We start from the raw sequence: 13,752 nt of genomic DNA, 5'->3' as shown, positions 1-13,752 counted from the left end.
CCTTTGAAGGGTTGACCAATCGGGTTGCCTTGCCTGTCCCACAAGCGCACCGTGCGGTCAACTGAAGCACTGGCAATCGTTTGACCATCCGGGCTGAAACTGACACTATAGACAGTGCCCTCATGACCTTTGAAGGGTTGACCAATCGGGTTGCCTTGCCTGTCCCACAAGCGCACCGTGCGGTCAACTGAAGCACTGGCAATCGTTTGACCATCCGGGCTAAAACTGACACTCCAGACAGCGCTCTCATGACCACGCAGTTGATTTCGTTCCCGAATACGACTCAGAATCTGCTGGAGCGCAAAGATAGGGCTAAAGGCAGGATAGTTTTGGAGTGACTTGCCTTTGACCATCCCTTTTAGCTCAGTGCCAGCCTGCATGGCTACCAGTAAAGCATCGAGTTGGGAATACTCAAACTGCCACAAAGCACTAACTCCGGCTCGCTCCAAGTTTTTGCCTTGAGTAGCTACTTGGCGTTGTTCTTCTGCCAAAGTTATCTCTTGCCGTGCATCTGCTAGATTAGCTTCTGCCCGATAGAGTTCCTGTTGTGCTTCTCTTTCTTTGACTTGTGCCTCTTGTTGTCTTGCCTGTGCTACGGCTAGCTGTTGGTTAGCCTCGTTAACCTCCTGCTGCGCTGTCTCAGTTCTCTGCTTTGCCTCTCGCTCAACCCTATCTCGTTGTGCTGCCGCTGCTGCTAAATCCTTCTTTGCCTGTTGCACAGTTTGTTGAGCCGTTTGGACTTGTTTGTTGGCGTTGGCTTCCCTCGTCTTGGCCTGTTCTACTTGCTTGTTTGCCTCTGTGACTCGCTGCTGAGATTCTTTTTCCCGCTGTGCCGCGTCCTTAACTCTCTTCTCAGCACCTACCACTCTGATATTGGCATTTGCCACACGTCGATTCGCATCCACTTCTCTTTTATCAGCATTAGCTACTCGCTTGTCAGCTTCCATTTCCTTCGTATTGGCATCACTCATCCTCATCCCTGACAACGCCCATACGCCAGCCGACGCGATCAGAGTTACTGCCAAAATCCCCGTACCCACCAGCACTTGCTGCCTTGCTTTGCGCTTCGCCTGTGCCAACTCCTCCTGACTCAGCCGACTTAGCGTCTCTGCCTTCTCTCGTTGCTGCCGTTCTTGCTCTAATTCCGCTTTAAGCCGATTTAACTTCGGTTCCTGCTGGCGACGAATAAATGCAGCTAGATAATCATGCACTAATTGATAGCGTTCGGCGGGAGTTTCCAGCAATTCAAACACTAAGCCCGATTTCACTAAGATTGCTACCACTAAGCCCAACTGGCTGGTGTCTGCTGCTAGCGCTATTAACTCCCGTTCCAACTCAGCACGAGTTTTGAGGGGGCGTGTTTCCTTTTCATCCGTCAGCAAGTAGAGAATGAGATTTGCTAGCTGTTGGTTTTCCTCGCCGCAATCTGCCACCACTTCAGCCAGATAGCGCTGCACCAGTTCTTCTTTGGAACCATAGGCTTGATACTGTGCCAGCGTGTTAATTTGCTCTGCCTGCAACTGCGCTCCCACCACCTGCAATTCAATCGGGCGCACGCAGTCCAACTCACTAGCTAAATCGTCTACCAGTTTGTCAATTAAACCTGACTCCAGATGGAAATTTGCTCGTTCTGTTAGCTGCTCGATTAAACGTCGCGCCTCGTTGGGGGGAAAATTGTTCAAGGGGTAAAGCACATCTTCGCTGAGAATGCCATGATTGCTAATTCCCGGACTAAGTAGTCGATTGCACTCCAGTAGATAATGCAAGTAATCTTCTCGTAAGGACAAAACGACCTTCACTGAGAGAATTTGTAGGCATTCCCCCAGAAACTCAAAAAACTTCCGCCGTTCGACTAGAGGACAAGCAAAGAAAAACTCTTCAAACTGGTCAAAAATTAGCACCGTTCGCCGATTGAGCTGGTCGTTTTGGTGCAACTGTTCCCAGATGGCGGCTGTTGAATTCAGGTTGTCCGGGGATATCGTATTCCTATCATCTATCCCTTTCTCTTGCCGTCTTTGTGCTAATAACTGCCCTAATTCTTCAACCCAATTGGTATACACTCGGATTGGCACCACTAAAACCGTTTGAATGCCAATCTGTTTTCCCTGCAACGCGGGTATCAGTCCGGCATTCACCAAAGAACTTTTACCCACTCCAGATTGCCCGTGAATGACGATTAATTTAGTCTCATTCTTGATAATCCGCTCAACTAATTGCTCGACATCTCGTTGTCGTCCAGACGCAATCATTTCCGGGGCTATTGTCCCCTGAGCTTCTGTCTGCGCCTGTGCCAAGTTTTCTTGGTGTTGCGATTCCAATCGACCTGCACCAATAAAGGCTCGCAAGCCAAATTGCTGTTCTACAGAACGCTGCTTTTGTTTGATTTCATAAGCTTCGAGATAGTTTTTTTGCTCGAAGTAGAACCGTTGCAACTGGCTGAGGATATCAAGATAAAGTTTTAAATCGTCCAGGGGATTGCAGGTAGCTTTTGCCGCTTTTAAATTAGAAATTGCTTCTTGAATTTGATTTAACTGGTATTGGGCTAGTGCCAAACTAAACCGATACCGACTGGAGTGAGATAGTCGTACAGCCTCACTGGCGATGGGTGATAAAACGTCGAGTGCCCTTTGCGCGAACTGGTTGGCATCCGTCCAGCGTTCTTGAGCTAAAGCCACCTCGGCTAAAAAACCATAATCCTGAGCTAATTCTAGGAGGTTATTTTCAGTTTCATGGAGTTGTAACGCAATTTGAGCTAGTGTTTGCAACAGCTCCCAATCCTGCAAGTCGCGCAGAATCTTACCTAATGTAGTGATTGAGTTGGCGATTAAATCGGAGCGTTTAATCCGTTCAAAAATCTCTTGCCACTGCTGGAGATAATCTCTAGTTAATTGAGAATAAGGATTATCTTTTTCTTGATATTGCAGCGCTTTGAGGTGATAACAAAAGGCTATACGCACAAGCGTGTATCCCTGTTGCTGCAATTGATTAAGTTGTTGCCAAAGCAAGGCAGCTCGCTGATAATGCTCTAGAGCCGCATCAAGTTTGCGATCGCTTTCTTGAGCAAAACCCAGCAAGGATTCTAAATTAGCTTCCAGTTCCGCGTCTAAAGTGGATTCAGCCTTTAACAAGTCTTGCCGCGCTGCTTCGAGTTCTGCTGCCTGCAAACCTTCGTTTGGCACAGAGTTGAACGGATTGGCAAAGCATTGCTCTGCTGTTTGTCTCAGCCAATTGGCTAAGTCATCAAGTGCGATCGCAAACTTCCGTCTTGTTCCCCAACTCACAAAATTGGGAGCTAATTCCATCAGCTTCTGCCCAACGGCATCATTCACCCACAACACTAGGGGGAAATGGCAGTGCTTGCGGAATTCCTCTCGTACTTGGTCTGCCGCTGCCAGCATTTGGTCTATGTGGTGTACCGACTCCAACCCCAATACCATCACGGCAGCAGGTTGTGTCTCTCCCAATGCGGCTTGAATTGTGGCGTAAAGCGTTCGGTCTGATTCCTTGAGGGTAAGGATGTGGATGTCTACCGAGCAAATGTGCTGCAATCGCTCCACCAATTGCGATCGCACGCTGGCATAGTTGCAATGGGCAAAAATCAGTTGAAACTGTCCGACCGACGCTTCAATTGCCCAAGCCAGTCGTTGCAATGACCGCTCGTTATAGACGCTGACATCTTCCGGTCGGTGGGAGTCTGTCATGACTGCAACTGTTTCCCCTCCGCCAAAATTGGATTGACTTCAAACCAGCACTCGCCCTTGTCGCGATATTCAAACACTAACCGACTGCGGATTAATTTTTGGTATCCTTGGTCATCCGTAACATCTTTGCGTTGTTGTACCTGGCGCAGCAATTCCCACTCGGTATCGGAGATGGGTCGTTTCATTTCATTGCGACAGGCGCGGATGACTCCCTCTAAGGTGTCGCGAGATAAGGGCAGTCCCATTTCTTCCTCAATCCAGGTATGCAGCAGTCTGAGTAAGTCTCGGACATGACCGCCACTAATGCGACACAAGCGGTCTAAGGTTTCGGGACTGTCGAAAATGTCTGTAATTCGGCTGAGGCGCTTGGGTTCCTCTAAGTCAGGAAAGGCTCTCGCCAGAACCATCTGTCGCAGTAGCGCCATTCCTTCTTCGTGGTCACTGCCATCGAGTGACTGTACCGGAACCATTGGCAACACCTTGGGGTCTTCTAGGAATCGCTGGGTGAGCATTCCATAGTCATTGGAAAATTTTAACGCTAAGGGCATGGTATAGAGGACATGGCACTTTAACCGTGTCAGGAACTCTCCCTGGTCGATAAATAGATATTCCTGTTGCGGACGCCCCCAGGATTTTGGGCGAGTATCCAAGCGGTCTAGATTATCGACAATTGTTACCAGTCCCTTTTTCCCCTGCTGTTTCAGTTTAGCGATCGCAGGTTCGAGCAGTTCTTGGTTTATCGCCTCTAAAAGCTGAGTTTTCTGTGGACCCAGATATTGGTTAAGGCGATCGCGCAGCGTTGCATCGCTTTTTACTTTCGTCGTAATTTCGCCAATTCCAAAGGCGATCGAAAACTTTTCGTTTTCCGAAGTGAAACCAACATCACCAATTTTGGGACTTCCGGGAACTCCGGTAATTTCGGGAGGCTTGATTTTTATACCTGTCACCTCGGAGTTCAAAACCTTGGCTGCCCCTTGCAGCAACTGCTTGAGCCGACTAGTGTCTTCTAGTGTAATCTTGTCCAGACTTTGACTGACTCGACGTGCGATCGCTAATAGCACGTCCCCAATATCGACATCGGTCATTTCCAAGTCTTCACTGGACTCAAAATAGACTACATGGAAGCCCTCGTCTTCCAGTTCTTTCTTAAGTCGTAACAACTCGGTGGATTTGCCACAACCAATGTGTCCGGTGAATAGAACGCAGGTGGGTTCGTCGGGTGAGAAAAAGGCAATCTTCTTTTTCAGTTTCCCGATGATATCTCCACCCCGTACTGAGGCACAGTCAATGTAATACTTGCGGTCTTCCGCCTTGTCGGTACTCAGAGTGAGGCTAGGGTTTGTTGCTCGATAGAATTTCTGTAAGTCAGCTATCATCCCACTGCCCGGTTTTTTATTTTATTAAAAACTAATCCAAACAAAAGCGCTACGCCTCGACTTTACCCACATAGATGGATTAGCGCTTTCCGACTGCTAATACTTTACTCCCTTCCCGCTATAAGATTGCCTATTACAAATCCGCTCCCAATCACCAGTCCCTAGGCTCACTTGGAAAAGCGAGCAAATTTTTTCAAGGGCTGAGGTTGAGCAACCCTTATCACTTGTCACTAAAAAGTTTTTGCTACACAACCAGATCTAATCATTGAGATGACAATGCTGCATGAATACTAGATGCCTACCCAAGAGTGTGATGAGTAGTTTAGAAATGCCGAACTTTAAGGGGCGCTCTTCTGTAGCCGTTTAGGTTCTCTCACCTTCAGTAGTTAACAAGCTATAGGACTGACTTATGAATCACATACCAGTTGCCTTTACCTAATACCGATAATCTCACACTCGCGGAAGTAGAATAATGGCTGGAATGACGATATACCGTTGATTGGGCTACTTCCCGAAAAAGACGATACAGAGAAGGTCAAAAATCGGGTTTTATTGAGAATGACCCCCCGATTCTTGCAACTCATTGATAAGTGGATAAGCTCACTTATCACCGATTAGGACACAATACCTTTTATGTCACATTGGTGTAAAACAAAACACCCTACCAAGGTGGTAAGGCGTGAGGAAAAGTTAGACAGAACTAATTAGATACTAATGAAATCTGCTGCTGTTAGATCAGCAGTTGAAGATGTTGCCAGATCCATTAAAACCTCACCAGTGCTAGTAATGCTGATTTGAAAAGTAGAATAATCTACGCCAAAACTTTTTGTAATTGTTATCTGCTCAAATGTCAAATCACCAGCTAAAAAGAATGAATCTTGACCATCTTCAAAACCGTCGATAAAATCCGTTCCATAGCCTGCTCGTAATACATAGCAATCATTTCCACTATCCCCACCAAAACCATCGTTGCCATAACCACCGAATAGGATATCATTGCCGCCGCCATCAAAAATAAGATCATCGCCATAACCTCCGACTATGATTTCATTTTCCTCTCCACCGACTAAAGTATCATTGTCTCCCCCTCCACGTAATAGGATGCGATTTTGCCACCATCTATATAAAGAGCCTTTACTAGAACCCCTGTCAAAGTTACCGTTACTAGTAAAGCCATACATTAAATCAGAATCAGCGTTAAACAAAGGAGTATCGTTTCCACTTGTTTCTTGATGGATCGGCATTATCTTTCCTCGTAAACTTTTAAAGAAAGTAAGTCTTTATTGTCTATAAGTTACTCTTCCCTCTAGCCATAATATCTATACAGATGTTTACTAAAATTTATACTGATAGGACTGACGCAAGTGGTATATATTTACAGAAAATGCGATTTTCTAAGAGAACATTTGTACCAAAATAGTGCCTCTAATTTGATGGAATTATGCATTTGAGCAAACTCTTCAAAAACGTGATCGCGATTTATACGTTTGACCGCAGCCTGGTATTAATTAGGACTTACGCAAATTGCTCGTTTAAACACTATTCGTAGTAATAAGGTGGGCAGTGCCCACCTTACAGGTAGTAGTTCTGCGTAAGTCCTGATTAAGCTCTCCCCACCCAAAAGGCACCGCTCATCGGTCGAAACTGATGGACTAACTACTTGGTAAACGCTGCCAGGAACTGCTCTCGCTCAGTAGGGCTTAACTGTTGTAACTGTTGCAGTAAACTTTCCCAGCGTGGACTAGCTTCCACCTGAAGCTCAGGCACTGGAGAAGGCTCAAACAACAACTCCGAAATTGCCTCTTCAATCGGTCGTCGCTTCTCTTCAGGAGTACAGCGCTCATACATCTGGCGTAGAGTCTCAACCTTATGCCCCATCGCATAAGCTAATGACCGAAATTGGGCATCATTGAGTTGGACTTGATACGCCCAAGTTGCCCAGATAGAGCGCATCGTATGAGGCGTAATTCGTTTCCCAATCAAGCGATGCGAGGTTGTATTAAACGAGTCAGTAAACCCTGACTCATTGGCAAGAGTACCAAGTTTAGGTGCGACCAACAGATAACCCCAGGACCAGATGGCGGCATTATTTCCCGCTGGCAAACAGCAGGCATCACCTGGATTGAATTCAGCGCGTCCACTTGTCACCCATCGTCCTCGGCAACCGATAAGTTCCGGCTGGTACCAATTATAAATTTGGGAATTTCTGTAACCCGCAGGCAGGAACCAGCCGTACAAATAGCGTTCCAGGTAATCGTAAAAGCAGCTACCATCAGCAAACTGGCGGTTGGGAATCACAATTGATTGTGTTCCGTAACTTTTGTACGTTTTGTACTTGTGTACCTCCAGCACCCAGATACCTTCGGGATAATGCTTTGTCTTGTGGATATAGGTCTTGTAGATGTAATTGTCCTTAATCGTTCCGTCCCGACGTTTTTCACGCGCCTCTAAAGGTGGCAGGGGATGGTACAAACCATTTTGTGGCACTCCTTCCGGACGGGTAATTGGGCAGGAAAGAGCAATTCTTGCTGTGCGATACTCTTGTTGTCGTCTGGCTGGAAGATCGGCAAGGAATGACCACTGTAAGTAATGCTGATGACTTAGGGCAATTTGGAAGCGGCTACGGAATTGTCCGCAACTGTTTCTCGGTCGGCACTCAATACGCATGGGTTCCACAATCTTTGCCCGGACAACGGCCAGCGCCGTTTCACCTTCTTGCGTATCTGGCCACTTTTTGTCGAAATCCGAGACGGACTGCCGATTTTTCGTCCATTCGGCGATTTCCTTTCTCACTTTCTCTAAGTGATTGTTCAGTAATTTAATCAGAGGAATGTGGTCATAATCACCTTTTTGCTCCACCTCATCCGTGTAGAGAAACTTCGCCAACGCCAAGAGCACACAGATCTTACCGCGTCTGGTTCGCGGACTTTTCGAGTAGAGAGCTTCTCTTAAAAAAGAAAAATAACGAAACAGCCAACTTTCTAGGGTTTGCTTGTGCTGCTTCCAAAGTTTTTCCTGTTGTCGTGTCGTGAGGTCTTCTAAGTCATCTCGCGTCACTAGAGGCAGCAATTGTGACAAGCTCAGTTGCTCAAGCTTAATTGGTGGCGTTTGGTAACGATAGAACCAGCCCAGCATTAGACGTATCTCCTTGATGTATAGACCAGCCGATGATTCTTCAATTGGGTCAACGACTCGACTTGGCCATTCCGGTTCGGTCAGGAATTGGAAAAATTTATCCAGTTCCTTTTGGAGTGCTAGAGGAGTCTCTTGGGGTTTGAGCTGATACTTCAGTTGCCGCGTCCGGCGTTCCGTCAGCGGGGTGTTAGAGGTATTGCCATAGGGATGCTTTAAGATCGGGCAGCACTGATTCTTCACAGAAGCTTTCCAGGAACCTCGAGAAGGCCACCACTGTTGTTCCTGACTCCAGCTCAAAAACTGGGTAAAACGGTTGCCGTAGGTGTTTTTGCTGGCAATAGACGCTTTCTGATTTTCAAACGCCTGCTCTAGAGTCTGACGCGCATTAAGTAATGTCTCGACTCCTAAGGTTTGTAGAAATTGTTGAGCTGAGGTGGAGTCAGCCAAGGTCATCTTTCTTCCCTGCGTTGTCCGTTTAAAACCTAATTGTGTTGCCCAAAATCGGAGAACAGCACTGCGAAGTTCATTGATAATTCGTTCAGCTATTTCTGGAGGATAAGTAGCTTTCACGTATTCTTCATATAGCTCAATGACTTGCCAACAAGTCAGGAATTCTTTCATAATAAATGTCTCCTTGAGTTAATTACAAAGGGTTTGTTTCACTTCAGGTCTTATTTAAGAACTAAGCGATAATCACTTAGACTTTTTCGATTCAGCGGAATTTTCTCTCAACCAGCACTCTCCAACTCTTATTTATTATTTATCTACTTTTCTAGCACAGAGTACACTGAATTCTGTTGCGAGAAACGCAATAGGTTAAATAAGAGCCAAGCCTTTATCTTGCAAGTGTTTCAAGAGTAAAACCAAGATTTTTATCAATAAATAAATCAGAGCAATTCAATAAATAAGAGGTATTAAATAAATCCTAAACCTTTGATTTTTCGGGTTTATTGAATCCTCGGATTTCAAGAAAATTGACCGAAAGTTTTGGAGCTGGATAAGTTTAGCTCTTGCTTAGTAGCTTAATCCCGGCATTTCAAGAAGTCGAAGCTCGAATCGGACTCAGTTTCTAGCTCAGCGATTGTGAGCAACCCCCGACCAATTTGCTCGATCAGTTCACTTCGAGAAATCTTTAGCTGTTGGCTGAGCCGCGTTAATCCAAGCTGAGCGGCTGGCGTAATAGCAAAAGAAACAGCTTTTTTGAGTTCGTCATAAATTTCGGGCTGGCCCCGCATTGATTTCGTACCTTTGCAGCTCGGTTTCTTCTCGTAGTCTTGGCGTGGTCTGGACTTGGTTTTAGGCTTTTTTGGCTTTGGCATTAGGGCAATAAAAATTTAGCTCTGAATCTTTGATACCAAAGCGGCAAGGGGAATAGATTTTTGGGCGAATTTAGTTTTGTTAAGTTCTGTTAGGCAAAAGTCCAGTAGATAAAGTCTTTTTCAGTGAGTTTTCCTTGCATGGCAACTTTTTTATTAGTCTGCTTGGTTTGATAAGGCTGACCCTTTTTGAAGTGAAGGTCATCATCAATCAGCTTGATTGCCTCCCTTTGAGTTTTCAAGAAGACTTTCCAAAGTTTCTTGAAAGGCTTGCTCCTTTTTTGATGTCGTAGTGCTAAGAGCGGATATCCTTCCCAACCCATATCCATCAGTACCTTAGAATATTGTTTCTCAAGTGGTTCACCATCAAAGTGATCAGCAAGGAACTTTATCCACTGACGCTGGTCTCTCTTCTCAGTTTTCTTGTCTGGACGTGAGAAGGCTGAACTGAAAACTTCTTGTTGCCAATATCTCTTAAATCTGGCTTTCAGAATATAAATGAAGAGTTCCTCAAAGTCTTGGAAGGGACAACGAATGCCTGTGGCTTTTGCCCAGTCTTTGATTAAAGTTTCTCCCTCCTTGAGCAAGTCGTATAAGGCTTTATCTAGATTCGTCTCTAGCCGTAGATTTTCAATGTCCTGAGGCATTGGGTTTTGACTGAGAGAGCCACCCGATTGAAGTGGCTCGTTTATCACTGGAAAAACTAGGTTAGCCAACATTAAAGCCCTGGTCTGCCAATATAGCTGAACCGATCGCATCCATAGGGCTTGAGTTTGATTTTCAGGAGGTTTGTCAAACTGAGCAACGGCTCTAATCTTTTCAGCCAGCTTTTGGCAAGCTCTACCTTGAGACGTATCAGGCAACCGGATGAGGCACATTAGGATACAGTTGCGTTTGATACCAAGCGCTTTATCTTCGGCAAGTGCCCGTTTCCAGCCAAGTGTTAGAGCGTCCGCCAGTACAACGTCTGGAAAACCACCATTTTCATTGAGGATTACAGTTACAATTTCCGGAAACATAAGCTAACCTCTGTGCGTACTTTGGTTACTCTCAGACCCAATTGTCTGGAGCTTCTTTGGTCAAGGGTGCCTCTTCTGAGTTCCCATCCTGAAGGGGCAAGTTGTACGTCTTCTATTGCGAAGCCACCATAAACGAGATCGCTTTTAGGATGGGTCGTAATAGTGTGATTAGGCGACAAGGGCTAAAAGTCCAAGACCTGACGCACTTAGAGCGATGAGTTTCCATCCAGCAAACTAGGTTGGCTGATTTTGGCCGTAGCTTGCACATAGTTGTACTCAGCTTGGAAGAAATTCTTTAGCCAGCTATAGACCCAAAAACATTCTTCCTTAGAAAAGTCCCCACCATTTTCACGCCGAAGTGCTGACAAGTCTTCTTTAGTCCTAGCGGCTCGATACGCTTCACGGATTTTTAGCGCCCGTTTCTGGCTAGCGCGAACATTATCCGAGCTTGGATTTGGGTAGGGCTTGTGTTCGTGATATTTCGTCCAGCTTTCAAGCTCATCAACGACCGCTGGCACCTGTGACGGCTCTGTGACGGGTTGCGATAGGTTGGGTGATGGGTCGGTGACGGCTGGAATGCTTACAGGTGACGGGTGTGACGGATGTGATGGATTTTCACCACATTCCTCAAGTTCATTATTTTGCGCGTTATCTTGAGGTGATGAGTGAATTTCATTTGTCTCACCGACTTGAAAAAAACCGTCACATCCGTCACATCCAACACTACCAATAGTTTCAGCCGTCACCAACCCGTCACAACCCGTCACTAACCCGTCACACTCACCCGTAAGAAGGTGTGGGTAGCGAGTACCGTCGGGGTCATGGTATGAGCGAAGTCCAATGCCTTGGATGTATACTCCGTTGCGGTCTCTATGCTCGGTGATAGGTAGTTTCTTCTGATTTTTGAGCAGGTCTCTGAAGTTAGAGCTGAAGCGTTTAACGGGCATTGATGTTTTATGACCCGATGCCTTTTGGTAGTCAAGGAAGTTGGGATAAGCCCACTGTTGCCGTCGTGGGTCATCTTCTGCAACGTCTTTCCCGATGTAAAGTTTGGCAGTGGGATCAAGAATCAAGCACTCATCGACCCACGCGGCAATTGGGTTAGTCTCTACCATTTGTGCCCACTTCTTAGCTGCTAGCGCTGGCACGTTGCGCTCAGTGTGTTTGATGAGATCTGTTACTCGGTCGCGTGGAATTTCTAAGACCCGCTTAAGTAAACCTGGAAGGAATGGCTTGAACTCCTCTGCTAAATTTCTGCCTTCATACTCTGGGATACGATTGTCTAACCCGATGGTTAGCTTACGCCTCTCCTGACCCGACGTGCGATCACTTGACTCAGGAGGTTCATTAGCTGACAAGATGACCATGCCCTCATAAACATAGTCTCTACACTGCTGGACTCCTTTGCGCTCGTACCGGATAGGGTCTTGTCCAGTGAGCTGCTTGAGAACTGATACTTCCCCCTGCCAGCGCTCGGAGTCTGGGAACAATACCAGTAGCTTCTTGTAAAACTTCGCCGTCTCGAATTGGTTCTTTTCCAGCAGTGACAGCCGTGACGTAACCGCGTTATCGTCTCCCGCGAGTGCTTTAGCCAATGCCATGTAGGTTGACTTACCCGTACCACCTCCACCGATTAATTCTAGGTAACGTTGTAGGTCAGAGCGACGAGTCACGATCGCAGCCAAATATGCCAGTAACACTTCAGCAATTTGACGATGCCCCGTAATCTTGAGCAAGAATTCCTCAATTGGCTCACAGCCGATATCCCTGTCTTCCCATCTGAAAGGGAGCTGCCAAGTAAACCGATTGCTGGGTGAGTGGGTCAGTAATTCCCCGCTGTCAATTTCCAGCGCTCCGTCACGTAGAGGTAAAAGGTTTGATTCGTTCCAATCTTTAACTTCTAAATCTGATTGAAGGATAGTCAAGACACTAGACACATAGCCAGCAGCAAATGGAGGGCTATCGGGTAGTGTACGGAGGTGAGCATGAATCAACCCGCGAACACTCTCTACTGTCTCCTCGGACCAAAGCCCGTCGTGCTTTGCTCCGTAGTGTCGCCAAAGCTGATACTCTGATTCCCAAGCCAACTTATCCCGGTAGAGTTCAGCCATTAGTGAAGCTGTCACGTTCGCAGGAGGTAGGGAAAACTTCTTCTTACCCTCACCCTCACGCTTATCCTGCTGCCTCTCGTTCGCCTTGAGCAGTATGGCGCGGAATGCTTCTATGCCATTCTTTTGAATATAATCGTCCATCCCCTTACCCTTATCTACCGACCACATACCACTTATAGAGCGAACTGGTACGCGGAACTGTCGGAACCGATGACTTAAACTTCTTTCTGCCCTCATGACATCGGGATTGTTTACACAATCGGCATCAAAAGCAAAGATGAATCCGAAGCCAGCCTTGGCATATTTTTCTAGCTGTGGCACTAGATAACGCCTGCCTTGCGGGTCATCCTTACTACTGGTTAGCCCCATCTCTATACCCAAAAGTGCGATGGTTGGTATCCCGTTAGAGCATCCTGCTATTGCCTTGAAAAAGCCTTCTGTGATGAGGATGTAGTAAACCCCGTCAATCTGCCAACATTTAGTTTTCAGTGCTTCTAGGTCAGTCCAAAAAGTCTTATCGGTTGGATGACTGGGAAGCATGGCATCGTAGTCCTCCCGTGGAGAACGGTATTTTGGAGCCTTCTTATCCGTGTCACTTTTCCAAGGTTTGTTTGGCTTAAATTGAACTTGCCAGCCGCCCCCCTGAAGCATGATGCCAGCCGATTTAGCTGTGTAACGTAGAGCTTCTGTCGCTTCCTGCTCAGTCACAGACCAGCAATTAGCGCGTACCCAGTCGGGTGACAATCCACGTTCCTGAGTCAGCTCTTTATAGTGACGGTCGCCTAAGCGGCGATCACCTGTTTGGAAGTTCTCTGTAGGTTGTAATGTCTCACCTGAGACTTTAACCGTTGTTTGCATTTTGCCTCCTAATTGTTGAGAGGCGCTTCGCTACCGTTCCATCTTGATTTCAGCCTTTGTGCCCTAAAAGAGAATTCTTAAATTCTCTTACATCTTTAGTGATCACCCAATAAAATAGAAAATGGGCGTATGAAGATGTCACGCAAAAAAAAAGCTATAATCTAGAAAAGTCTAGTCTCGTGTCCAAACTAAACAAGACTTTCTGGATGCGGAGTGCTTCTGCGCCCGACCTAATT

7 protein-coding genes are annotated in these 13,752 nt (G+C 46.4%); all 7 read right to left on the bottom strand.

The window, feature by feature from the left end:
- On the bottom strand, window positions 1–3,701 hold a 3,701-nt coding region (locus tag AC5JL3_RS19720; RefSeq protein ID WP_496076087.1), incomplete at its 3' end, for an NACHT and WD repeat domain-containing protein.
- Complete coding sequence (locus AC5JL3_RS19715) at window positions 3,698–5,077, bottom strand: P-loop NTPase fold protein (protein ID WP_496076086.1); 1,380 nt, start codon at window positions 5,075–5,077, stop codon at window positions 3,698–3,700. The genes AC5JL3_RS19715 and AC5JL3_RS19720, both read right to left, overlap by 4 nt.
- Window positions 5,078–5,781: 704 nt before the next feature.
- Window positions 5,782–6,321: a calcium-binding protein gene (locus AC5JL3_RS19710; protein WP_496076085.1), complete on the bottom strand. Its 540-nt coding sequence runs from the start codon at window positions 6,319–6,321 to the stop codon at window positions 5,782–5,784.
- Window positions 6,322–6,733: 412 nt separating this feature from the next.
- Window positions 6,734–8,833 carry a hypothetical protein gene (locus tag AC5JL3_RS19705; RefSeq protein ID WP_496076084.1) on the bottom strand — a complete coding sequence of 700 codons (2,100 nt, stop codon included), beginning with the start codon at window positions 8,831–8,833 and terminating at the stop codon, window positions 6,734–6,736.
- A 401-nt stretch (window positions 8,834–9,234) separates the two neighbouring features.
- Window positions 9,235–9,447, bottom strand: a complete 213-nt coding sequence (locus AC5JL3_RS19700) for a hypothetical protein (RefSeq protein ID WP_496076083.1) — start codon at window positions 9,445–9,447, stop codon at window positions 9,235–9,237.
- 173 nt (window positions 9,448–9,620) lie between these two features.
- Window positions 9,621–10,547: a hypothetical protein gene (locus AC5JL3_RS19695; protein WP_496076082.1), complete on the bottom strand. Its 927-nt coding sequence runs from the start codon at window positions 10,545–10,547 to the stop codon at window positions 9,621–9,623.
- Between the two features lie 206 nt (window positions 10,548–10,753).
- The gene (locus AC5JL3_RS19690; protein WP_496076081.1) at window positions 10,754–13,516 is read right to left on the bottom strand and encodes a DUF3854 domain-containing protein; all 2,763 of its coding nucleotides are present in this window, start codon (window positions 13,514–13,516) and stop codon (window positions 10,754–10,756) included.
- Between the last annotated feature and the right edge of the window lie 236 nt (window positions 13,517–13,752).

This window comes from Symplocastrum torsivum (genome assembly GCF_059505465.1).
The sequence above is the reverse complement of the archived record's forward strand: the minus strand, read 5'-3'. Positions and strand labels throughout refer to the sequence as shown.